Origin of the sequence: Bacillus sp. FJAT-42376, assembly GCF_003816055.1 — a bacterium.
In the GTDB taxonomy this organism is placed as follows: Bacteria; Bacillota; Bacilli; order Bacillales; family Bacillaceae; genus Metabacillus_B.
Genome location: NZ_CP033906.1, coordinates 1,277,681 through 1,300,753, shown reverse-complemented (window position 1 = coordinate 1,300,753; position 23,073 = coordinate 1,277,681). Strand labels below are relative to the sequence as shown.

The 23,073-nt window shown below is 44.1% G+C and carries 20 protein-coding genes; 7 read left to right on the top strand and 13 right to left on the bottom strand.

What is annotated here, in order from left to right; all coding sequences use genetic code 11:
* Nucleotides 1-473: 473 nt before the first annotated feature.
* Complete coding sequence (locus CEF21_RS06625; RefSeq protein ID WP_123914380.1) at nucleotides 474-983, bottom strand: DUF3916 domain-containing protein; 510 nt, start codon at nucleotides 981-983, stop codon at nucleotides 474-476.
* A 766-nt stretch (nucleotides 984-1,749) separates the two neighbouring features.
* On the opposite strand from CEF21_RS06625, the gene CEF21_RS06620 reads away from it, so the two are divergent.
* Nucleotides 1,750-2,556: a hypothetical protein gene (locus tag CEF21_RS06620; protein ID WP_123914378.1), complete on the top strand. Its 807-nt coding sequence runs from the start codon at nucleotides 1,750-1,752 to the stop codon at nucleotides 2,554-2,556.
* A 219-nt stretch (nucleotides 2,557-2,775) separates the two neighbouring features.
* Here the strand turns inward: CEF21_RS06620 and CEF21_RS06615 are convergent, their stop codons facing one another.
* From CEF21_RS06615 to CEF21_RS06590, 6 genes are all read right to left on the bottom strand, one after another.
* The gene (locus CEF21_RS06615; protein ID WP_123914376.1) at nucleotides 2,776-3,333 is read right to left on the bottom strand and encodes a glycerol-3-phosphate responsive antiterminator; all 558 of its coding nucleotides are present in this window, start codon (nucleotides 3,331-3,333) and stop codon (nucleotides 2,776-2,778) included.
* A 160-nt stretch (nucleotides 3,334-3,493) separates the two neighbouring features.
* A complete protein-coding gene (locus CEF21_RS06610; protein WP_123914374.1) occupies nucleotides 3,494-5,041 on the bottom strand; it encodes a bifunctional GNAT family N-acetyltransferase/carbon-nitrogen hydrolase family protein in 1,548 nt (515 codons plus the stop codon).
* A gap of 50 nt (nucleotides 5,042-5,091) precedes the next feature.
* Complete coding sequence (locus CEF21_RS06605) at nucleotides 5,092-5,760, bottom strand: HAD family hydrolase (protein WP_123914372.1); 669 nt, start codon at nucleotides 5,758-5,760, stop codon at nucleotides 5,092-5,094.
* Between the two features lie 88 nt (nucleotides 5,761-5,848).
* Nucleotides 5,849-6,268, bottom strand: a complete 420-nt coding sequence (locus CEF21_RS06600; RefSeq protein ID WP_123914370.1) for a CBS domain-containing protein — start codon at nucleotides 6,266-6,268, stop codon at nucleotides 5,849-5,851.
* Nucleotides 6,269-6,430: 162 nt separating this feature from the next.
* On the bottom strand, nucleotides 6,431-8,116 hold the full coding sequence (locus tag CEF21_RS06595; protein ID WP_123914368.1) for a glycoside hydrolase family 13 protein: 1,686 nt from the start codon (nucleotides 8,114-8,116) through the stop codon (nucleotides 6,431-6,433).
* A 15-nt stretch (nucleotides 8,117-8,131) separates the two neighbouring features.
* A complete protein-coding gene (locus CEF21_RS06590) occupies nucleotides 8,132-9,133 on the bottom strand; it encodes a LacI family DNA-binding transcriptional regulator (RefSeq protein ID WP_123914366.1) in 1,002 nt (333 codons plus the stop codon).
* 161 nt (nucleotides 9,134-9,294) lie between these two features.
* Between CEF21_RS06590 and CEF21_RS06585 the strand changes: the two genes are divergently transcribed.
* Nucleotides 9,295-9,726, top strand: a complete 432-nt coding sequence (locus CEF21_RS06585; RefSeq protein ID WP_123914364.1) for a disulfide oxidoreductase — start codon at nucleotides 9,295-9,297, stop codon at nucleotides 9,724-9,726.
* Nucleotides 9,727-9,728: 2 nt separating this feature from the next.
* Entirely contained in the window at nucleotides 9,729-10,199 is a 471-nt protein-coding gene (locus tag CEF21_RS06580) for a thioredoxin family protein (protein WP_123914362.1), read from the top strand.
* A 36-nt stretch (nucleotides 10,200-10,235) separates the two neighbouring features.
* Here CEF21_RS06580 and CEF21_RS06575 read toward each other — a convergent pair whose 3' ends face one another.
* Both CEF21_RS06575 and CEF21_RS06570 read right to left on the bottom strand, forming a co-directional pair.
* Nucleotides 10,236-10,898, bottom strand: a complete 663-nt coding sequence (locus tag CEF21_RS06575; RefSeq protein WP_123914360.1) for a hypothetical protein — start codon at nucleotides 10,896-10,898, stop codon at nucleotides 10,236-10,238.
* Nucleotides 10,899-10,929: 31 nt separating this feature from the next.
* Nucleotides 10,930-11,331: a DUF5365 family protein gene (locus CEF21_RS06570; protein WP_123914358.1), complete on the bottom strand. Its 402-nt coding sequence runs from the start codon at nucleotides 11,329-11,331 to the stop codon at nucleotides 10,930-10,932.
* Between the two features lie 180 nt (nucleotides 11,332-11,511).
* On the opposite strand from CEF21_RS06570, the gene CEF21_RS06565 reads away from it, so the two are divergent.
* Entirely contained in the window at nucleotides 11,512-12,417 is a 906-nt protein-coding gene (locus CEF21_RS06565; protein ID WP_123914356.1) for an RluA family pseudouridine synthase, read from the top strand.
* A 119-nt stretch (nucleotides 12,418-12,536) separates the two neighbouring features.
* On the opposite strand, the gene CEF21_RS06560 is transcribed toward CEF21_RS06565, so the two are convergent.
* Nucleotides 12,537-13,367: an aldo/keto reductase gene (locus CEF21_RS06560; protein ID WP_123914354.1), complete on the bottom strand. Its 831-nt coding sequence runs from the start codon at nucleotides 13,365-13,367 to the stop codon at nucleotides 12,537-12,539.
* A 457-nt stretch (nucleotides 13,368-13,824) separates the two neighbouring features.
* Between CEF21_RS06560 and CEF21_RS06555 the strand changes: the two genes are divergently transcribed.
* Entirely contained in the window at nucleotides 13,825-16,368 is a 2,544-nt protein-coding gene (locus CEF21_RS06555) for a glycoside hydrolase family 31 protein (protein WP_123914352.1), read from the top strand.
* A 67-nt stretch (nucleotides 16,369-16,435) separates the two neighbouring features.
* Nucleotides 16,436-18,193, top strand: a complete 1,758-nt coding sequence (locus tag CEF21_RS06550) for a glycoside hydrolase family 66 protein (RefSeq protein ID WP_123914350.1) — start codon at nucleotides 16,436-16,438, stop codon at nucleotides 18,191-18,193.
* A 453-nt stretch (nucleotides 18,194-18,646) separates the two neighbouring features.
* On the opposite strand, the gene CEF21_RS06545 is transcribed toward CEF21_RS06550, so the two are convergent.
* Together CEF21_RS06545 and CEF21_RS21870 are read right to left on the bottom strand one after the other, a co-directional pair.
* Entirely contained in the window at nucleotides 18,647-19,225 is a 579-nt protein-coding gene (locus tag CEF21_RS06545; protein ID WP_164462102.1) for an NAD(P)H-dependent oxidoreductase, read from the bottom strand.
* Nucleotides 19,226-19,316: 91 nt separating this feature from the next.
* Nucleotides 19,317-19,991 (bottom strand): methyl-accepting chemotaxis protein, encoded by a 675-nt coding sequence (locus CEF21_RS21870; RefSeq protein ID WP_481747659.1) that lies wholly within the window; start codon nucleotides 19,989-19,991, stop codon nucleotides 19,317-19,319.
* A gap of 963 nt (nucleotides 19,992-20,954) precedes the next feature.
* Between CEF21_RS21870 and CEF21_RS06535 the strand changes: the two genes are divergently transcribed.
* Nucleotides 20,955-22,187: a M14 family metallopeptidase gene (locus CEF21_RS06535; RefSeq protein ID WP_123914344.1), complete on the top strand. Its 1,233-nt coding sequence runs from the start codon at nucleotides 20,955-20,957 to the stop codon at nucleotides 22,185-22,187.
* Between the two features lie 112 nt (nucleotides 22,188-22,299).
* On the opposite strand, the gene CEF21_RS06530 is transcribed toward CEF21_RS06535, so the two are convergent.
* Nucleotides 22,300-22,911 carry a flavin reductase family protein gene (locus CEF21_RS06530; RefSeq protein WP_123914342.1) on the bottom strand — a complete coding sequence of 204 codons (612 nt, stop codon included), beginning with the start codon at nucleotides 22,909-22,911 and terminating at the stop codon, nucleotides 22,300-22,302.
* Nucleotides 22,912-23,073 lie beyond the last annotated feature (162 nt).

The window sequence follows — 23,073 nt, the reverse complement described above, 5'->3', positions numbered from 1 at the left end:
TAAGGCACTCTGTCTTTGCTGAAAATGATCGGGGAGCCGGGGGTCTGCTTAGATTTGATGCATATAAAAAGGCCAATGATTACTTTTCATCCAATGGAAACACCCATTTTGAATGAAAAAGTATTCATTGGCCTACCGGACACCCAGCGAGACAAGCTCCCTTTGTGTTAAGTCTTCCAGAATGCTTTTATTCATCGATATCGATAGAAGCTATTCTACTGCCCGGATTGTTTATTTGTAAACTTTGACAAACACTGTTTAGCGGCAATATTTCCAGATAAATGCAGGCAAATCTCTTATTTTCTCATTTTTTTGCTGTTTTCTTCAATTTTTGCCTGCAGTAGGATGCTGCGGCCATTCGCCCTATAGGCATGATCAAAAGGTTCCCGTACCTATTAAGAAAACTCTGTTAACCAAAAATGTTGTTTTTTAATTAAGAAAAGGGACATACAAATTATGATGTCTCTTTAAATTTATTTTAATTCCCCGATAAACCAAATTTCACCTTCATAGTGATATCCATCTTCATCTGTAATTATTTCTTTAAAACCTGATATTTTCAAATTGTTAGGAACAGACAATCCCCATTCAGCTTGAATGTTTCTATCATCAGGCAGATAAAGCCATTGTTGATATTCGTCGTTCCTATTAAAGAAATCTTTAAAATGGGAATCACCTTTAAATACAATTATTTGCGAACCCCATAAATCTGGGAAATCAACTGTAACTACTACACGGTACTTTTCTTTGTCATTTGGCTTCAAACCAATTAGATGTTCAGATCTATCCAATAGGGTTTGAATGCATAATCGTTTGATTTTTTTGGGTGTTTTGTTGGAACTTATAAAGTCCTGAGCAACGGGTAGGTGCATATGCCAATAACCATTGTAAAATTCTGTTGGAAACTCCAAAGTATTTGCTTTAATTCGTTCAATCAAATGATAAGACTTACGTTTAATTCCTCGAACCTTTTTCTCCCGCATACCATTTCTCCTCATTACCCATAATTTAATTTATACGTTATCTAAGTTGAGAATAAACAACTATCAATAAGCATCTTACTTATGAACTTATAATATCGTATCTATTTTTAATTTTACCTTTTAAAATTTAGCTCTGTTAAACTTTGCTGTTGATTTCCGTTACAGGCCCTCGCTTTCCACTTCAAACAACTGATGTTAAAAATCAACATCATGCTTTTTAATAAAGCCTAAATATTAAAGGTAAATATTAAAAAGGAATCTGGCTCCAAACAAAGACAAGTGGTTCCCCAGAAGCCCCCACAAGACGGAGGCATCCGCTTTATCTTTTCTCAGTTAAGTTTTTTCTCCTCTAATAGAAAATAGGTTCTATTCCCTCTCTTTGATGATCAAAAAGGAGGATAAAATCCTTTTGCATGAGTCTTATTTTGAAAATATATTCCTCCGCTTTTATTAACGAAATAAATGTCCATGATTATCGATACTCGTTATAGTCTTCAGCATATTCCAAGTGGTATATTATGGGAGTATCCAACTTGAATATAATTTAGCTAGAATGCAGGTTAGAGATCAAGAAGACGCGCATGGAAAAGGACATATGAAGGTTATTCGAGGCTATGATACAGCTAATGAAAACAAAGTGCATTGTTTTAATCCAATAGTTTCAGACTCCGCCGTCAAGTTAACTTCGCAATTCCGTAGTAATATGCGTATTACACATAGACACACTCACGTTACAGAATAGAATGTTTTAAGGGGGATTATTACGTTGAAAAGATGGAGCGTTGTGGTCGGGTTATTGGCATTTCTATTATCCACAAATGGAAACATAGCAAGGGCTGAGGATTACTTTGAGAATGGTACTGGTGAAGTACCGGCAGAAGCTAAAATATACGCCGATACGAATTTTTTAAATGATGTAAAGCAGGTTATTAATAGGGATACACCTTCTAATTACAATCTGACAGGAGACGGAAACATCACCTTCGGACCTCTATTCTCTACTTTTGCTTTTAGCAGAAGCTTTAAAGAGAGCAGGGAGATGGATAAAGATGCATCTGGTATGATTCAAAAAAACGAATGGATATCAGTCGTCTACCAAAATGGAAACCCTGTCAATGTCATTGGAACATTCAAAAAAGATGATGGACAATTCACTATGTCGACTTTTGGCTATGGAAAAGATTTTGCTGAGATGTTAGCCAAGTTTACCCCTGATAAGAATAAAAAAATTATATATGAAATGCCTATTGATGCTTGGTACATGGTCGATTTAAAAATTGTCAAAGCCCTTAATGATAGTGCGAAAACAATGATTACGAAGGACATGACAATTAACCAATTTCAAGATCGTTTTATTCAGCGATATAAAGACGCTAATCCAATACTAGACAAAAACGGCAGTGACGTTTCTGTTGGAGGCAGCGGTACCACATCAAATGTCATCAATGAAAAGAATAACTCCATAAACCCGCTCGTCCTCTATGGGGGAATTGCTTTAGTATTATCTTTAGGTGGTTCTGCACTTATCATCTTTGTCACCAAAAGGAAAAGAAACGATACAATGGTTGGCTAATGTTGATAGGAGCAGCTTCCACCATGTTTATTACTTTTTAAGAAGGCTCTGTTAAGGTCTGTTGTCGATTTCCCCCTTTTGAAGGCGCGAGACTCCGAGCTGAGAGCAGCGTGAAGAGGCTCAACGCCTGCACAAGTAAAGAAAAGCTCCTGCTGGCTGCAATCAAGAAACACTATAATTGTTTGAGAATTAATAAGTGAACGTTGCCGGAGTTGCCTGCTATTTCTGCAGTTCCTTCCAAAGAGCGGTTTCTGAACTGGTAACAGCTGTAGCACCCGCCTGAAGAGCTGCCTGGACTTCCTGCTCTGTCTTTACGAACCCGCCTGCAAGTATAGGAATATCCGTTTCTTTACGGATGCCCTCAATTAAGCTCGGGACAACTCCGGGAAGTACTTCAATGAAATCCGGTCTGTTTTTTTGAATAAGCTCAAGACTCTTTGCCAATGCACTTGTATCAAGCAGGAATAAACGCTGGATCGCTATGAGGCCGCGCTGTTTCGCTTTTCCGATTACACTCGACCGGGTAGAGATAAGCCCGGCAGGTTTGATTTCCTGGGAGATAAATTCAACCGCGTATTCATCGTGCTTAAGTCCCTGAATTAAATCGACATGAATCAGAAGCTTCTTTCCTGCCTGATTAGATGCCTTCACAATACCCTTGAGCTGGCCTAAATGAGTATCAAGCAGCACTCCATATTCGTAATGACTCTGTAAAAACTGATCAAATTGCTTCATATTTCTCAATGCAGGCAATATCGTCTGCCCTTCAAATCCCATATCCGCACGCTCCTGCCAGCTTGTCTTTTTCTAAGTATACTCTCGTATGTATGTAAAAATAGCATGAATCGTATTCTTTTTTACCTATATTAACATATATAAAATTTGTGATACGTCGGACAGCAAAAAAACAGCCCGCGGAAAGCAGGCTGTTATTGAATCACGATCTGTTCTTATACTGGAGCGAATACAAATCGCGCCGCCGGTCCTTCAGCTGCCGGACGGTTCCGGACTGGCGCTGTCTTCTTAAAATTTCTAAATCGACATCCCCGATTACGACCATCTCGATATTCGGGTTGCACTCCCCGACAATCCCGTCTCTTGCGTATTCGAAATCGGATGGAGCGAAAATAGCGGATTGGGCGTATTGAATATCCATATTTTCTGTTTGGGGAAGGTTGCCGACCGTACCTGAAATAACGGTATATACCTGATTTTCAACCGCACGCGCCTGCGCACAGTACCGAACCCTTAAATAGCCTTGGCGGTCTTCTGTACAAAATGGAGTGAAAATGATTTTTGCCCCCATATCTGTCGCAATTCGTGCCAATTCCGGGAACTCGATATCATAGCAAATTTGGATGGCAATTTTCCCGCAGTCCGTATCGAACACCCTGACCTGATCGCCTGCGCTGATGCCCCACCACTTGCGCTCGTTTGGGGTGATATGAATTTTGTATTGCTTCTCGATTGTCCCGTCCCGTCTGAAAAGGTAGGCAATATTGTAGATATCCCCGTCATCCTCTTCCACTACATGGGATCCGCCGATGATATTGATGTTGTACTTCACAGCAAGGTCTGTAAACAGGGATATATAATCTTCTGTAAACTCCGTCAGCCGTCTGATTGCCTGGCTTGGCGTTTTTTCATGGCCAAAAGACATGAGCTGTGTGGTGAAAAGCTCAGGGAAAACAGCGAAATCAGCGTCTGCATCGGATGCAACATCCACATAATATTCGGACTGCTTCGCGAATTCATCGAAAGACTCGATTTGCTTCATCATGTACTGAACCACACAAATCCTGACCGGGAAGGACGTTTTATAATAACGCTTCGTATTCGGCTGATAGTCTACATTGTTCCATTCCATCAGGGTTGCATATTGATTGGACGCTTTATCATCCGGCAGGTAGCTCGGATTGATCCTCATCAGCGTAAACCCGTTCATTAGCTGGAAGGAAAGAACCGGATCATAAATACGGTGATGGATGACTTCCTCCACATACTCTCTTGGAGTCATTTCGCCTGCGTGTTTATGGAAATTAGGAATTCGGCCCCCAATGATGATGCTTTTTAAATTTTGAAGACGGGCAAATTCCTTGCGCGCTTCATAAAGCCTGTAGCCGATGCTCATTCTTCTGAATTCCGGGTCCACCATTACTTCAATTCCGTAGAGATTATAGCCGTCGGGATTATGGTTTGTAATGTATCCGTTATCCGTAATGTCATCCCACGTATGGCGGTCATCGTATTCATCAAAGTTTACAAGCAGACTGGAGCAGGAACCGATAATCTGCCCTTCGAACTCTGCACAAAACTGTCCTTCCGGAAAATGCTCTAAATGGCTCTCAAGATGTTCCCTTTTCCATGGCTCCATTCCCGGAAAACATTTCTTCTGCATATTGATAATTTCATCAATATCTTTATGCTCTATATTCCTTATGATCATTTTTTTTTCAAATTTAGATAAATCCAATTCTTCACTCATGACAACATCTCCTTTACCATTAGAATCATTTACCCTCTTTTCAGTCTGTATTAAACGCGATTTCTTCCTTCCAGCTTTTCAAGAAGCAGCTTGAATTCCAGTTCAGCCATCGATTCAAGACGGTGGTCCATTTCTTCAAACGGCAGTCCGCCGGTGATTTGATTCGGCACAATCACGCACGCCATCCCTGCCCGTTTTGCTGCAGTGGATCCATGGGCAGAATCCTCAAACGCGATGCACTCCTCAGGTTTCACCCCCAGGCATTCAGCTGCTTTTAAATAGAGATCCGGATTTGGCTTTACTTCCTCCACATCATCACTTGTTTTAATGCACTCAAATTCTTCAAATAAGCCAATATGTTTCAAGTGGGTGCTCACCCATTTATAATTGGAGCTTGAAGCCAGCCCAACCTTAAATCCGAGCTCCTTCGCGGCAGCCAGATAGTCTACCACTCCGGGTCTCGCCTTCTCTTTTAAAATTCGTTCCCCAAACCGTTTTTCACGTTCCTTCTGAAGTGAATCATGGTCCACCGTCTTCTTTAATTGTTCTTCCAAATATGTAAACGGCTTAAATCCGGAATCGGTTCCTACATCCTTCACCCATACCTCAAGAGGCAGATGGGATCCCTGTTCCTCAAACATTTCCTGAAGAACGTTGTAATGCAGGGTTTCCGTATCCAGGATCAAACCATCAAAGTCAAACACAACCGCTTTATACATGTGAATCAGCTCCTTTGCTTCTATTATGAACATCTTTTCACTAAAAAGAAAAGGATAACCGGGAACCCCCGGCTACCCTTCCTTTTCTTTATTTATGCTGGTCTGAAATGTTTGAAAGGGCGCTTCCTGCAGAATCATTGGAAAGCTGATTTACTGAAAGATCGCCAAGGGCTACCATGCCAGCCAGCTGGCCGTTTTCCACAATCGGCAGACGGCGGATTTGGTTTTGAGCCATCATCTGGGATGCTTCCTCATAACTCATATCCGGGCTTCCGGAAACAACATGGGATGTCATCACATCAGACACCTTCGTATTGCTTTCTCTGCCTTCAGCTGTTGTTCGAAGTGTAATATCACGATCTGTGATAATTCCCTTCATCTGGCTATTATCCACAACCGGAATCGATCCGACATTGTGCTGGCTCATAAGCTGCGCTGCCTCTTGAATGGACTGGCTTGAACTGACACACGCCACATTTTTGGACATGATTTGATTGACTGAATTCATGATGACCCTCCCCTTTCGTTAAGTAGTATGAACAATTTTCGAACAGGCAGGACTAGAAAATAATCTCAATAAAGCGAAAGAAATGAGGGGATATTTTCTTGTCTGTTTATGCATCACGAGAAAAAGAATAAAACGGCGGACCAATTAGCCCGCCGTTTTTTCTTAAAATTTATACACTCTCGCTTCCCACGGTTTCAAGGTAAACTCCTCGTGATTCCCTTCGTGCTCTCCCTCGTAATTAGCGGCAAGCAGTTCAGAATCGCTCCCCAATGCCAAGCCTTCAGGAAGTCGAAACACCGGATTATTTCCCGAGAAATTTGTCACGACAAGCAGCTTTTCCCCGTTGTATTCCCGGATAAAAGCAAAAATTTCAGGGTCATCGTCCAATATCAGCTCATAGGAACCGTACACGATGATTTCATGATTTTTTCTTAAGCAGATCAGGTTTTTATAATAATGGAAGATGGAAGAAGGATCTCCTATCGCCTGTTTCGCATTGATCTCTTTATAATTTGGATTCACTTCAATCCATGGAGTACCCTCTGTGAAACCCGCATTTTCCGAATCATCCCACTGAACGGGAGTACGTGCATTATCACGGCCCTTTATATAAATGGACTTCATCACTTCTGCAGAATCTTCTTTGTTGTCGATGACACGCTCTTTATACATGTTCATCGTTTCAATATCTTTATACTGCTGAATGGAATCAAAACGGACATTCGTCATGCCGATTTCTTCCCCCTGATAAATATAAGGAGTGCCCTGCATCATATGCAGACACGTCGCAAGCATTTTCGCTGATTCTACTCTGTATTTCTGATCGTCACCGAAACGGGAAACGATTCTCGGCTGATCATGGTTATTCCAGTACAGACTGTTCCAGCCCTTTCCATCCATTCCCTGCTGCCAGCGTGACAATGAATGCTTCAAATCACGCAGATCAAGAGGTTTTACGTCCCATTTGCTTTTCCCCGGCTGAACATCAAGATCCATATGCTCAAACTGGAACACCATATTCAGTTCCTTTCGTTCGGAATCGGTATAAAGAATGCCCTCTTCCGGTGAAACTCCAGGCATTTCTCCCACTGTCATCACATCATATTTCGAGAGGACCTCCTGATTCATCTCTTTCAAAAATTCATGAATCCGCGGGCCATTCATAAAATGCTGCCCGCCTGGAGCAAAAGGCCTTCCTTCCGGATTTTCTGCATCCGGAAGCCCCTCTTCTTTTGAAATGAAATTAATGACATCCATTCGGAAACCGTCAATCCCTTTATCCAGCCAAAACTTCATCATATCGTATACTTCATTACGAAGCGCAGGATTTTCCCAATTCAGGTCAGGCTGTTTTTTCGAGAAAAGATGAAGATAATACTCCCCCGCTTCCTCATCATACTGCCATGCCGATCCGCTGAATACAGACTCCCAGTTATTCGGCTCCTGCCCGTTCTTGCCCGGGCGCCATATATAATAATCGCGGTACGGATTATCTTTAGACTTGCGGGACTCTGCAAACCATGCGTGTTCATCGGAAGAATGATTCACCACCAGGTCCATCACAAGTTTAATGCCACGATGGTGCATTTCCTCAAGCATGTGCTCCCAGTCGTCCATCGTTCCGAATTCATCCATAATCCGGCGGTAATCACTGATGTCATAGCCATTATCGTCATTTGGCGACTGATAGACCGGAGAAAGCCATACAACATCCACCCCAAGCTCTTTTAAATAATCAAGCTTGGAGATGATTCCTTTAATATCACCGACTCCATCCCCGTTGCTGTCCATAAAGCTTCGAGGATATATTTGATACACAACCGCTTCTTTCCACCATATTTTCTCCATTGATCTCTGGCTCCTCTAATTCAGATTTTTAACTGAGTCTCTCTCTGTTATGCTGAAGGGCATAAACACACTTTCAGCTTCAGACCCGCCGATCATGTCCATCAGCATCCCTACCGCCTCTGCGCCCATTTCCTGTATCGGCTGATGGACGGCAGTCAGGGGAGGAATCGACATGGTTGCAATCTCGGTATCGTCATAGCCCATTACGGATAAATCATCGGGCACTTTAATCCCTTTCTCATAACAAAACGATAAGATCCCAAGCGCCATCTCATCACTTGCTGCAAAAACAGCTGTGACATCCGGATTCCTGCGGTAAAGCCTCTTCATTGCTTCATACCCGCTTTTGAATCCAAAATCCCCATGCTCAATCCAATTTTCATTAAATGAAAGCTGATTGGCTTCAAACGCCCTCTTCAATCCGGCTACCCTCGGGACACCGGAAATCGGATCCTCTTTCGTTCCGGCGATCATCCCGATTTTCCTGTGGCCTTTTTCCATAAGGTATTGCACAGCTGAGAAAGAGGCCGCCTCATCATCCACTTTAATAAACGGGATCTCCGGAACATGGGATTCGGTGGAGATGACCGCAGCAGGAATCCCGAATCCCCGAATGGTATCTGCATACTCTTCGGTTAAAAATTCACTTGCAAACAGAATTCCTTCAACCTGCTTTTCCCTCAGCAGCTCTAAATAGTCCATCGTTCTCTTCCCGTTCGAGTCGGTATTGCAAATGACCACACTGTACCGTCTCTTATGCGCTTCATCCTCAATACCCTGGAGGAGCTTGGCCGCAAAATGGCTTGACAGCTGCGGGAGCAGAACACCAATCGTATTCGTCTTCCGGTTCACAAGATTCCGGGCCACCGCATTAGGCTTATATCCAAGCTCATCGATAACCGACATAACCTTTTTTCTCGTTTCCGGTGAATAGCCGGGCAGGCCGTTTACAATCCTTGAAACGGTTGCAACGGATACTCCCGCCAGTCTTGCCACATCTTTAATCGTTGGTCTCAAATTTCAGCACTTCCCTTTCAGAAACGTAAACGTTTACGTTCTATTTATATTGTATTCCATCTATGAAAACGTTGTCAATAATCGCGGTGAATCTCTGTTTACAATCTTCTTCTCTCTGTACTATAATTTTCTTGTCTAATATTGTTTACGAGGAGACCTATATGTCTGAAAATAAAGCACTGGAAAACTGGCTGTTGTTTGCCTGGATCGCTTCATTCGTATCTACTCTCGGCAGTTTGTATTTCTCCGAAATTGTCGGGTTTGAACCATGCAAACTATGCTGGTATCAAAGAATCCTCATGTATCCACAGGTTATTATACTGGGAATTGCCATCGCAAAGAAACACTGGAGCATCGCGCTCTACAGCCTGATCCTCTCTAGCATCGGCGCCCTGATTTCCGTCTATCATTACGGATTGCAGAAAATCCCTTTCCTCGCCGACCATGCAGGAGCCTGCGGAAGAGTTCCCTGTACAGGCGAATACATCAATTGGCTTGGATTCATCACCATTCCGTTTCTAGCCTTGACCGGATTTACCTTGATTATCATCTCAAGCATCATGATCCTTAAAATCAGAAAGGCAGGCCGCTAATTTTGAAGAAACTTCTTATCTTCGCCTCAATCTTAATCGTCATTTTCGGTGCTCTGGCACTCGTAACGAATTTTCAGAAACAAGAGGAAGTAAAAGACAATCCTTATGGGAAGAAAACTCTCGATCCGTCAACCGTGGCCATCCTGGATGACCCCAACTACCAAAACAACATTTTGCCGGACGAGCTCGATAAAAAAATTAAGAGCGGAGAAGATTTCATTACCTACTTCTACGCATCCGACTGTCCTCACTGCAAGCGCACAACACCGGAACTGATGCCGCTGGCAAAAGACATGGGCATCCAGATTGACCAGTTCAATCTGAAAGAATTTCCTGCATACTGGGACACCTATGGCATCACCGGCACACCAACCCTCGTTCACTATAAAGACGGGAAACAAGTCGATGCATCCGAAGGGGAAAAAACAAAAAAAGAACTCGAACCGCTATTAAAAGAATGGTCCGGAAAGTAAAATTGGACAGCAGCCCGTTTTTCAGCGGGCTGTTTTTTATCCGCTGGATCGAAGCACCCTCCCGGTCTCTGCCGGGCTGGCTTCGCGGCGAACCAGGTGCAGTTCACTCTTTTCCCGCCCACTCTGTTTTTCCTGCCAAACCGCACTGCTTTCCTGCCGGTCCATGTCTCTTTCCTGCCCACTCCGCACACAATCCTGCCAAACCAGGCCTTTTTCCCGCCTACTCTGTTTTTCCTGCCAAACCGCCCTGCTTTCCTGCCGGTCCACGTCTCTTTCCTGCCCATTCCGCACATAATCCTGCCAAACCAGGCCTTTTTCCCGCCCACTCTGTTTTTCCTGCCAAACCGCCCTGCTTTCCTGCCGGTCCACGTCTCTTTCCTGCCCATCCCGCACGCAATCCTGCCAAACCAGGCCTTTTTCCCGCCCACTCTGTTTTTCCCGCCAAACCGCACAGCTTTCCTGCCGATCCACGTCTCTTTCCTGCCCATCCCGCACACAATCCTGCCAAACCAGGCCTTTTTCCCGCCCACTCTGTTTTTCCCGCCAAACCGCCCTGCTTTCCTGCCGGTCCACGTCTCTTTCCTGCCCATTCAGCACACAATCCTGCCAAACCATTTCCTTTTCCAGCCAATCGCCCCCCATCCACCACTCGCTCCAGTTTCCTGCCGGCACCCACATTCCGAAAGGAAACAATGCCAAAAAGCTCTTCCCATCACCAGGGAAGAGCTTTTTATATCAAGTACCGGTTGGCGGCTTTTGTATAGCGGCTAAGCAAGGGCCCCTTGCCGCCTTCTGTTAAAAAATCGCTGAAGGTTAGAGGGAGTTCGTATCCATACCGCCCCAGTATTTCACGGTTCCGCTCATATAAGGATTCGTATTCCTGTTTCCTGCCTTCATCTGCATGCTTCAATACGGCGATTAAAGTTTGAAGGCTGGACATAATTTCAAACGCTTCTTTCAGCGTCCCGTTGTAAATCATGGTTTCGTCTGTAGGTTTGAGAACAGCCATTTTCTCGAGTTGACCAATTGTTTCGTCAGAGAAATAGATTGGAAAGACTTCCTTATACATTTCTTCCACTAGTTCTTCAATGTGCTGTTCTTGTTCATTTGTAGATGCCGTGACAATCTTCATATACCCCACCCTTTGTTTCCGATATTCGTAACATAAGAATAGCACAGGAGGATTCTCCAAATGACAGGTAAGTGTTTCCTCGTTTGCCGGGCAGTGGTTTCGTCCGGTATACTCATTCTAGAAAGAACGCATCCGATGAACAACAGCCTTACTATATTGGTTCTGATAAGGAGAAACGGAATGAAACGAAGAGGTTCGTGGCTTGAATTTCCAGTGGGGGAAACAGGGCCTGTCCATATAAATGATTTTCTGCTGCAGCAGGTCGGCGCTTCAAAGGGAGTGATTGCCCACTATCGAAAGACAGAGGGACTTATGCTGAACGGGTCGCTTCTCCATGAAGAAAATCCGCGGGTTGAAAAAGGGGATACCGTTAGTCTTGAGGTCTTTAAGCCTGAAAAAGAGGAGATCATCCCGGAGTTCAGAGAGCTTGATATTCTGTTTGAGGATGAGCATCTCATAGCACTGAATAAGCCGGCTGGGATGAAGACTCATCCGAATGAAGCTAAAGAAACGGGCACACTGGCAAATGCACTGGCCTTTTATTATATGATGCAGGGGGAGGAACGGGCAGTCCGCCATGTTCACCGGCTTGATGAGGATACGTCGGGTGCCATTTTGTTTGCCAAACATGCCCTCGCCCAGTCGGTTATGGACAGAGCGCTGCAGGAACACGAGATTTCAAGAACGTACATTGCGGCTGTCCATGGTCAGCCGAAGCCTAAAAAAGGAACGATTGACAAGCCGATTGGAAGGGACCGCCACCATTCTTCAAGAAGAAGGGTGTCAGCGGGAGGCCAGTCCGCTGTCACTCATTATGAGCTGCTGAAAAGCAGCGGTTCCGAATCCGTCTTGAGAATTCAGCTTGAGACGGGAAGAACGCACCAGATCCGTGTTCACTTAAGCCACATCGGCCATCCGATTATTGGAGACAAGCTTTATGGAAAACCGTCCGGCATGATTGACAGGCAGGCGCTGCATGCTGCCCGCATCCGCTTCCGGCACCCCCTCACAAATGAAGAAATGCATTTATGCGCCCCGTTCCCGGAAGATATGATCCGCTGGGAAACAAAAGAATCCCACGGCTGAAGTTCAAGCTCTGCCTATTACGGTGTGCCGTGTGGAATTTCTTGATGCGGGAGCCGGCCGAAGACCATTTCCTCGTAAAAAAACCGCCTGCTTTCATCAAAGCAGGCGGTTTTTATCGATTAAAAATCAAAATTATCAGGATCTGGACCCACACGCTTGTCTTCGTTCAGCGCATCGATTTTTTCCATGTCTTCCTGAGTCAGTTCAAAATCAAAGATGTCGGCATTCCCTTGAATGCGGTGTTCTTTCACTGATTTAGGAATGGTCACTACTCCGCTTTGAATGTCCCAGCGAAGAATGACATGCGCCACGGATTTTCCATGCTTTTCAGCGATTTCTTTCAAAACCGGCTCATCAAATAATTGACCCTGCATAAGCGGAGACCATGCTTCCACCTGGATGCCGTTTTCTTTACAGAATGCGCGGACTTTTTCCTGTGAAAGCTTTGGATGGAACTCGATTTGATTGACCATCGGCACGACTTCAGCATCCTTCATTAAATCTTCCAGATGGTGCACCTGGAAGTTGCTCACGCCAATGGCTTTAATTTTGCCATCTTTATAAAGCTTCTCCATCGCTCTCCAGGAGTCTTTATATTTTCCTTCAACAGGCCAGTGGATTAGATAGAGATCCAAATAATCCAGACCCAGTTTTTCCATGCTGTCTTCAAATGCTTTCAGTGCAGAATCATATCCTTGATCTGCATTCCACAATTTAGTGGTAATGAAAAGCTCTTCGCGCGGCACACCGCTGTCTTTAATAGCCTGTCCTACGCCTTCTTCGTTTTTATAAGCCGCTGCAGTATCAATGCTGCGGTATCCTGCTTTAATGGCAGCTTTAACGGAGCTTACCACTTCATTCCCATCTTCTACTTTCCATACTCCAAGACCGAACCATGGCATTTTCACTCCATTATGAAGTGTTGTGGTTTCCTGTAAACTTTTAACCATTTTTATTAGCTCCCTTCACTTACCGATTTCGGTTTTATTATCCTTTATCGCCGCCAAAATATCAAAAATGATGCTTGTCTCTTTTTTTAGAATTATCTATTTATATCAAACAGCAAAGATTTGTTAAGGCAGAAGAGCTTGTTTTATCAATAGATGTACCGGAAATATTTCTTTTATTACATAATGAGGGACTTTCGCCCCGCACATTGTAACATGCAAAACTTGTCTAGACACATCGGGTTATTTTTCAGTTAATGCGGAATCGGTTCCCTCTTCTTTGAAAAACGTTTGCAAACCCTTATGAAATAAGGGGATAAGGTACAATGGCACGTTCAATTTCTCTCACAAAAACAGACAAATAATGGATTGTGGAATTATGTGATTGAGTCTATATTTTGACTTGTGCAGTCGTGTGCACAACAAATTGTTCACAAAAATCTTTTTAACGAGGTGGAAGATGAAAAAGTCACAACGCATCATTAAAGGAGTTATCTCCGCTTCCCTTGCAATGGGATTGGCCGCAACAGCCGTTGCTCCAAATGCCCTTGCTGTAACCCAGCCGGAAGCTGACACTCCTCTAGCGAAAGACAAGCTGGAAAAACTATCAGTTAAAGGGATCGAAAGACTCGACAATGGAGTGAAATTCGACCTTGGAAACAAAGACGCATACATTCGTCTATTTGCAGACGATCTTGCGAAGGTTTCCATCCTTGAAAAAGGAAAAGAAGAGTACACTTCCCGCGGGATTGCAAAGAAAGATTGGAAGACTCCAAGATTCACAGCGAAAGACAAAGGCAATGTATACGAGCTAAGAACGAAAGAACTTATTATTCATATTAAAAAAGATACATTCGGCGTGAAATTCATGGATCACAAAGGAAACGTGATCAATGAAGATTACATGGATAACGGAAGCACATCCGGCTATGAAAACGGAAAGCCTTACGTTTATAAGAAAACCGATAAAAACGAAGCATTCTACGGTTTCGGAGAGCAAGCCGGACTGAACCTGAACCAGCGCGGCGAAAGCATCGGAATGTGGAACACAGATGCTTATGCATATGACAAAGATACAAAATACATCTACACTACCATTCCTTTCTTTATCGGTCTTAAAAACGAAAAAGCCTACGGAATTTTGTTTGATAACACGCACCGTTCTTACTACGAAATGGCTTCAGAATCTGACGACTACTACTACTTCTACGCAAACGGCGGAGACCTGACTTACTACTTCATGAATGGTCCGGAAGTATCTGATGTTATCGACCGCTATACAGACCTTACAGGAAAACAGGAACTTCCTCCTGAATGGTCAATGGGTCTTCAGCAAAGTAAATGGGAATACACAGCGGATGATATCGTAAATGTTGCAAAGACATATCGCGACAAAAAGATCCCTCTTGATACAATGGTATTTGATATCGACTACATGGACGGATTCCGCGTATTCACATGGAACCAGCAGTTCAAAGATGCTGTGAAAAAAGTAAAATCAATGGACGGATTCCATACTGTAGCGATCAACGATCCGGCTGTGAAACAAGATGAGAACAACAGCACGTACCAAGAAGGTACAAAAAACGATTATTGGGCTAAAAATGCAGATGGAACTCCATTTATCGGACCAGTTTGGCCTGGAGATTCTGCATTCCCTGACTTCTCTAAAGAAGAAGTTCGCCAATGGTGGGCTCAAAAACACAACGTTCTTTTCGATGCCGGAATTGATGGCATCTGGAACGATATGAACGAACCTGCCGTATTCCGCGATGATGCGCAGCATAACCATACAATGCCGCTTGATGCATACTTCGGATACGACAATGATAAAATTCTTCATACTGAGTACCACAACATGTATGGACATGATGAAGCAGATGCCACTCACCGTGCATTCAGCATGCACAAACCAAATGAGCGTCCATTCGTTCTGACTCGTGATATGTATGCAGGGACTCAGCGTTATTCAGCTCTTTGGACTGGTGATACAGTCAGTACGTGGGAACATCTTCAAATGTCCCTTCCTAGCCACATGAACATCGGTATGTCCGGTGTAGCAAACGTTGGAACGGATATCGGAGGATTTGCTCAGCGTCCTACAGCTGAAATGTATGCCCGCTGGATTCAAATCGGATCCCTGTATCCATTCGCCCGTATTCATTATGATAGTGATGCAAAAGCAACAGTGAAACAAGGTCAAGAGCCATGGGCATTCGGACCGGAAATTGAAAAAATCAGCAAAAAGTACATTGAACAGCGTTACAAATTGCTTCCATACCTATACAACGCGTTCCAGGATGCTTCTGAAACAGGTAAACCAGTTCAGCAGCCGCTTGTGTACCAATTCCAGGAAGACGAGAACACTTACAACATTGCAGACCAATTCATGTTCGGTGATTCTCTGATGGTTGCACCGGTTGTAAAAGAAGGACAAACTTCCCGCAGCGTTTATCTTCCGGAGGGACACAAATGGGTCGACTATGTTTCCGGAAAAGAATATGAAGGCGGACGCACAATTAATGTGAGCGGCCAGCTTGATGAAATGCCTATGTTCGTTAAGAAAGATTCAATGATTCCGACTCGCGATGTGCAGCAGCACACTGGCGAAAAACCGCTTGAAAACCTTGTTCTTGACACCTACCTTGACAAGAAAGCAGAATACAGCTTCTACGAAGATGATGCTGCAACTCTTGATCACAGCAAAAAAGGTGAATTCAACGAAACGAAATTCACTGTAGAACGCAAAGGCAAGCACAATGTTACATTCAGCCAGAAGAAGCTTGCAGCGAACTACAAAGATACGAAACTTGAGCAATACACGCTTAAACTTCACAATGCAGAAAATCCTAGAAAAGTAGCAGCTGGAATGAAGAAATACAAAGCTGTGAACACAATGGATAAAATGACAAACGCAAGCCGTACTTACTTCTTCGATGAGAAGACGAAGACGCTTTACGTAAACATCCCTGCTGGTGAAAAGAGAGACGTTCAAATTCGTTAATCACAGCACAAAAGAGACTGCCGGTATATAGCCGGCAGTCCCTTTTCTTATATGGAGGCGATTCTTAATGAAAGGGCAAATCCGCATCCTAGCAATCCTTATTCTGATATTGGCGGTGCTGGGCATGTTTTCTCTTTACTTTTCTCTTCAGCCAAAGCCCGAAACCAAACCTGAAAAAGAGGTGGCTGCAGGGCTGGAATTAAATAAGGCACGGTTTGCTCCAGGGGAAGCCGTGTCTTTTTCTTTTACTTCGGACAATCATTCAAAGCAAAAAACCGCTCTCATCCGATATTTTCATCTGGGACAGCAAGTTGATTCACAAACCATCCCTCTTGAAAACGGTGAGGCAAAATGGAGCTGGTCTCCCCCAAAGGAAGATTACCGCGGATATTTGGCTGAAACCGTCGTAAATGGGGAGCGATTCACCATTGGAATTGATGTATCAAGTGACTGGAGCAAATTTCCGCGCTACGGGTTTCTTTCCGATTTCTCCGAAAAAGCTGGAAAGCAATCATCCGATGTTCTTAAAAGTTTGAATCGCTATCACATTAATGGGGTTCAATTTTATGACTGGCAATACAAGCACCATGAACCGGTGAAAACAGAAAACGGAGCTCTTCAGTCAAAATGGGAGGACATCGCAAACCGGGAAGTATCCGTTGGAACCCTTAAGGACTACATCACCCATGCCCAAAAGCTGGGGATGAAGACGATGGCTTACAATCTCCTTTACGGGACCTATGAAGATGCCGGTCCGGATGGAGTAAAAGATGAATGGCGGGTTTATAAGGATCCCAACCATAAAGAGCAGGACATTCATCCTCTGCCGGAAGACTGGAAAAGCAATGTGTATCTTCTGAACTCAGGCAATCCAGAATGGCAAGAATATATTCTGGCCAAGCAAAATGCGGTATATGAACAGCTTCCGTTTGACGGATGGCATATCGACCAGCTCGGTTCCCGGGGAGACGTGTATGATTATGACGGCAATCCGCTGAAGCTTGAGGAGCAGTTTGACGAATTCCTTCACAACGCCAAAAGCAAAGCACCGGATCAATCCCTTGTTATGAACGCGGTCAATCAATACGGCCAGAAGCAAATTGGAACAGCGCCGATGGATTTCATGTACACGGAAGTATGGGATGAATACAAGCAATTCAAGGATTTGAAAAAGATAATCGACGACAACGCAGCCTATTCAGGCGGAAAAAATACCGTCCTTGCGGCATACATGGATTACAGCCTTTCCCAAAAACAGCCGGGAATCTTTAACATTCCAGGTCTTCTGCTCGCGGACAGTGTCATTTTTTCCTCAGGAGGGGCCCACCTGGAGCTGGGAGAGCATATGCTTTCCAGTGAGTATTTTCCGAATGACAATCTAAAAATGACGGCATCTTTGAAAAACCAGCTCAACTCTTATTACGATTTCCTGGTTGCCTATCAAAACTTGCTCCGCGGGGATGGACTGAAAGAAGTTCCTCTTGAAGCCCAATCAGATAAGGGAATCAGCACAGAACCGGAACAGGGGAAAATCTGGGGATTCTCGAAGCAAAATGATCAGCAGCGAATGCTTCATTTTATCAACTTCACACAGGCAGACTCCATGGAATGGCGCGACACTGAAGGGACTCAGCCTGAGCCGGATGCACTCAGAGAAGTGGAAGTGAAAACAGCAGAACAAAGACCGGTAAATAAAATATGGGCTGCCTCTCCTGATTCAAGGAAAGCAGCACCCGTGCCCGTTCACTTTTCCCAAAAAGATGGAACGGTCACCATGACCATGCCTTCCCTTACCTACTGGACCATGCTCGTTATGGAATTTTAATAAAGCACAGCGGAACACCTAAAGAGAACAATCCAATCCGATATAGAGGATGTCCAGGAAGTCCGCGGTAAAACTTAAATAGAATACCTTTCTCGTAGCCATTGTCGTTTTTCCATCAGGTAAGCCGTTCCATTACGTGCAGACACTCGCTTTCCGCGGGGAGGAAGCGGAGCCTCCTCGGCTGCGCCTGCTGGGTCTTAAGCGTCCTCTGCATCCCGCAGGAGTCGAGTGCCTTCCGCTTCATTCCACTGGTTTTAATACATGTAAAATGTACAAATCCTTAAAGGAAATACAAACAAAACCCGAACGATTAGGCGATCGGTTCATGAACCTTTTGCCTAATTGTTCGGGTTTATCATGGGCTTAGATGCTTCTGTCCCAGTCTCTTCCATTTAAGCCATTCCCTCGCTTTGGGAATGTTCAGACAGACCCTGGCCACTTTTTAAACCCCTCTTATAAAATCCGAATAATATCCCCGATTTCCTCAAGCATCCGCTTTTTCGTTTCATGATCGGAAAAGGTGACGCTGTACAAAAATTGATGGGAGACCGTTTCAATTCCGCATATATGGAAGATGCCGTAGTCTATGGCCGTTTCCATCGCCATTGTCAGCTGGGATGGCTTTAATTTTTGTTCAGGCTGACCCGTCGTCTGAAAGATCAGTCCTTTTTTCCCCTTTAAAAGACCTTCTGTCCCGTTTTTTACCATCCGGAAAGCAAAGCCATTTGTGAAAATCCGGTCGATGTATCCTTTTAAAATGGCCGGCATCCCCGACCACCACGTCGGGAAAATAAAGATGATCTGTTCTGCCCACAGCAAATAAGATTGCTCTTCAATTACATCGGCCGGTGCCTTCGTTTGGTAAAATTCAGAATAGTTATCCTCGTCAAGGACAGGCTGGAATCCAATCCGGTACAAATCGCGCACCCTGATTTCTGCCTGAAGAATCTTTAACTCTGCGATTACTTTTTCCAAAATCGCTCCATTAAAACTATCGAGCTTCGGGTGAGCGTAAATGATCAGCGTTTTCAAAGTCAAGGACTCCCTTAAGGAACAATCCGCACATGCGTCGGTCATCCTGAAAATACGTATCTGCCCGTATGATTCTCAAGATAGGAGTAACTTATGCACGGCTGTTGTTCACTAAGTGTTTTGCCTTCGTATCTACTTGTTCAACAAACGCAGAAACCTGCTGAATCGACGCACTGATTTGTTCGATGGCTGAAGCAGCGGCAGCAATCTGGTCTTCGTTGCTTTCATGCTGGCTTTGAAGGGAACTGATGATGTTCCCGACCTCTCCGCCTTTTGCCGCTAAATGATTAAACCGTTCTGCCACCTTTGACAAATGCTCTTCACTCTCTGACTGGATATCCGCCATTTTATCGAAGTCATCCGTTGTTCTGGAGATGACCGATACGCTCTCATTAATGGTTTCCGATGTTTGATAAAGTGAGGCGGAAACCTGTTCTTTTGCATCAAGAATTTCTTTTAAAATGTCCTGAATAATCTGTGATGACTGGGAGGATTGTTCAGCAAGCTTCCTTACCTCATCTGCCACAACGGCAAACCCGCGGCCATGCTCACCCGCTCTTGCAGCTTCAATCGCTGCATTGAGCGCCAGCAAATTCGTCTGGTCGGCGATCGTCCGGATTGCACTCAGCACTTTTTCAACTTCGGATGTTTTTTCCGTTAGAAGCTGTACATGTTTGATGGAACTTGCAGACGATTCCTTGACCTCATTAATGCTTTCAATGGCATGGGTTAAATGCTGTTTATTGATTTCGATGAACCCATTCATTTTCCCTGAGTAATCCGAGATCCGGCCTGTCAGTTCATTTGATGATTCAAGATCTATAACCATGGATTTCATTTCTGCAGAAGATTTTCTCATATCTTCCTGAAAACGCACAGAATCAGAGTGAATGGATTGGATCGCTTCATTCATCTGCGCCACTCCGCTGCTCGTATCTGCAATGTTTCCGTTCAATTCTTCTACATGGCCTCCAATTTCCTTGGAAGCAAGCTGATTTTTTTCCAAGACTTCATTCATTTCATTTTTCAATAGTTCACTCTCGTTCAGCATCCCGTCAAACCGTTTCGTGCTGCTGGATAGAAGCAGACCGACAAAAAGAAATTGAAGTCCGTAATAAACGGCCGTCAATACACTGCGGTTCATGCTTGTCTCAATATCCATTGGATCCGCAAGAAATAAATGGGCGAACTGCGCCGCAACAATGAGCGGAAGGGATACATAAAAGGCTTTTTTCATCAGTCTTGAATCAGCAAAGAGCGCTGCAATTCCAAGCGGCACAAGCCATACAAACGGGACATTCACCCAGGAATCCGTATTCAGCAAAAAAGCAAACACGGTCATCGTCCAGACGGACAGTTTCTTAAACGTTTCGTCATCTTTTTTCACCTTATAATGCAATGCCGGAACCAGAAACAGCAGGAACAGGAAATTATAGGCGATATTCATAAACGTAAGCTCCGGCCAGCCGTAAAGAATCTTCTGCGCAATGCTGTTCAGGAAGAAAATAACTCCAGCTGTCAAAAACAGTCTGAACAGAATGGCTGAAACTTTTTTAAGATTTTGTTTCTTTAACTGAATTTCTTGCACTTGCACAGTGGAACCCCTTCTTTCATCTCTCATTACCTCTTATTTCGGCAAATTTTTAAAATTTTCCACTATTTATGTAAAAAATATAGGTAATTAGTTATAATACTATTGTTCTGCTAATCTGCTTAATTGGAGGAAATTATGAAATTTAAAAAAACCGTTTTCGCGATCATCGCCGTTCTCTTTCTCTACAGCGTGGTCATTCCGAATCATTTGCTCGCAGCCACTTCCGGAATCACAAAACAAACACGCGTAACTAGCTTTCCAAATTCCTATGAACAATCTAGAGACCGCTTCCGGACTTATGAGAAGGGACTATCTGAACGCTGGAAGACTGTATCTAAAGAAAGCTTCTCCGTTTCTGACCGGGATGAGCTTTCCATTGACCTTTTAAAAGCGGAAGCGTCAAAGTCCAAAGATACTCTGATTGTCCTTTCCAGCGGCACCCATGGAATTGAAGGGTATACGGGTTCTGCTATGCAGGATGTGTTCATGAATGAATTCATTCAAAAGCTCAATCCGGATAAAACCGGAGTCTACATGATCCATTCCATTAATCCTTGGGGAATGAAAAACTTCCGCCGGTACAATGAAAACAATGTAGATTTAAACCGGAACTTCATTCCTGACTGGAGCACGTTCGATCTGAGCAGCAATAAAGCGTACACAGAACTTGAAAACTTCTTTGAACCGAAAAAGAAAATCGGCAGCATCCTTACACACGATGCTGAATTTACCGCCTCCCTGGCAAAAGCTGCTCTGACAGCCGGAACAGACAAGGTTCAGGGCGCTCTGCTGACAGGCCAATACACCAATTCCAAAGGGGTTTACTACGGGGGAACAAAAGATGAGAAATCTACTTCCTTTATGAAAAATGAGTTTGAGAGCATTCTCTCCACCCCTTACAAGCAAATCATCCATATTGACTTGCATACCGGGTACGGACCGCGCTATCAGATGAGCATTTTCAGCTCCTCAAGCGAAACATTAAAGCAGGATGAAGCGCAGAAGGCCTATCAATATCCGCTTGTGCTTACACCTGACTCAGAAGGCTTTTACGCATCAACAGGGGATATTACCGAGTATTTCACAGCCCTTGCAAAAGAGAAGGCGCCCGATAAAACATTCTACTCCACTACTTTTGAGTTTGGAACACTTGGAGACGGAACGGTGGATTCCATCCAGTCGCTTAAGCGGACAATCGAGGAGAATCAGCTTTACCACTATGGTGCCTCAAGCGATTTGAGCAAGCTGATCATTCAGGCCCGCTACAAAGAGCTCTTCATCCCGGCCGAAACAAAATGGCGTGAAAAGGCTGTTGCGGATTTTAAGCAGGCAATGACAGGAGTTCTTACTTATAAGGGTGCTCTGTAAGGCTATTGTTTCAGTTTTAGCATTTAGTTTGAAGGAGTGGATGGCAGCTCTGTACCGCTTAACGCGCCATCCACCTCCAAAAAAAGCAGGAAGCCCATGGCCTCCTGCTTTTTTACTTAGGTCTCTCCATCGAGAAAATTTCTCCGATTTTCCCATATTTCGTTCCGGCGAGACGGCTCACCGCTGCAAGCTCTCTTTCCATGATTTTTCCATCCTTATAAACAGCGTCTTCAAAATGGTATTGAACAACACGGCCGATGATAAAATCCACAGCCGGTTCGCCATCCGTGCCGCCAAGCTCCAGATGCTTTTCAAGTTTGCATTCAAACCTGATCTTTGCCTCCTCGATCCCCGGCACCTGTATTTGCATGCTCGGCGTCAAGGTCAGACCGCTCAAATCAATTTCACTTTGATCAGGCGGGAGCGGCGCGGATGTTTCGTTAATTTTTGCTACATTTTCCTCATCCGTCACATGAATGACAAACTCTTTATGGCTGATAATATTGCGGGCAGTATCCTTCATCTTTCCATCTGCTCTTTGAACAGCAAGCGTCAGCAGAGGGGGATTGGATGATGCAATGTTAAAAAAACTGAATGGTGCTCCATTCACCACATCATTTTCCGAAATGGAGGTCACAAAAGCAATCGGTCTTGGTATAACGCTCCCAATCAGAAGCTTGTAATTCTCTAATGCAGACAAATCATTCGGGCAAATCGAAATCATACATTCTCATCCTTTCTCATCATAAACAAGCGGGCAGCCGGATCTCCTTAAAGACGTTCATGCGGAAACGGACCGGCTGTTATCGTCAGCTGGTCCGAGGCTATATTAAGAATACAGTCGTTTTCGCTGAAGTGAAAAGTTCAGAATAAATGGGTGATCCTT

Bases quoted from the DNA above. Each gene is read 5' to 3' on its own strand.
- CEF21_RS06615 (WP_123914376.1), bottom strand. From the start codon at position 3,333: ATGGGATTTGAAGGGCAGACGATATTGCCTGCATTGAGAAATATGAAG.
- CEF21_RS21870 (WP_481747659.1), bottom strand. From the start codon at position 19,991: ATGAATGGGTTCATCGAAATCAATAAACAGCATTTAACCCATGCCATT.
- CEF21_RS06530 (WP_123914342.1), bottom strand. From the start codon at position 22,911: ATGATTTCGATTTGCCCGAATGATTTGTCTGCATTAGAGAATTACAAG.
- CEF21_RS06570 (WP_123914358.1), bottom strand. From the start codon at position 11,331: ATGAAGATTGTCACGGCATCTACAAATGAACAAGAACAGCACATTGAA.
- CEF21_RS06610 (WP_123914374.1), bottom strand. From the start codon at position 5,041: ATGAGTGAAGAATTGGATTTATCTAAATTTGAAAAAAAAATGATCATA.
- CEF21_RS06535 (WP_123914344.1), top strand. From the start codon at position 20,955: ATGAAATTTAAAAAAACCGTTTTCGCGATCATCGCCGTTCTCTTTCTC.
- CEF21_RS06560 (WP_123914354.1), bottom strand. From the start codon at position 13,367: ATGGTTAAAAGTTTACAGGAAACCACAACACTTCATAATGGAGTGAAA.
- CEF21_RS06555 (WP_123914352.1), top strand. From the start codon at position 13,825: ATGAAAAAGTCACAACGCATCATTAAAGGAGTTATCTCCGCTTCCCTT.
- CEF21_RS06565 (WP_123914356.1), top strand. From the start codon at position 11,512: ATGAAACGAAGAGGTTCGTGGCTTGAATTTCCAGTGGGGGAAACAGGG.
- CEF21_RS06600 (WP_123914370.1), bottom strand. From the start codon at position 6,268: ATGAATTCAGTCAATCAAATCATGTCCAAAAATGTGGCGTGTGTCAGT.
- CEF21_RS06625 (WP_123914380.1), bottom strand. From the start codon at position 983: ATGCGGGAGAAAAAGGTTCGAGGAATTAAACGTAAGTCTTATCATTTG.
- CEF21_RS06585 (WP_123914364.1), top strand. From the start codon at position 9,295: ATGTCTGAAAATAAAGCACTGGAAAACTGGCTGTTGTTTGCCTGGATC.
- CEF21_RS06550 (WP_123914350.1), top strand. From the start codon at position 16,436: ATGAAAGGGCAAATCCGCATCCTAGCAATCCTTATTCTGATATTGGCG.
- CEF21_RS06595 (WP_123914368.1), bottom strand. From the start codon at position 8,116: ATGGAGAAAATATGGTGGAAAGAAGCGGTTGTGTATCAAATATATCCT.
- CEF21_RS06605 (WP_123914372.1), bottom strand. From the start codon at position 5,760: ATGTATAAAGCGGTTGTGTTTGACTTTGATGGTTTGATCCTGGATACG.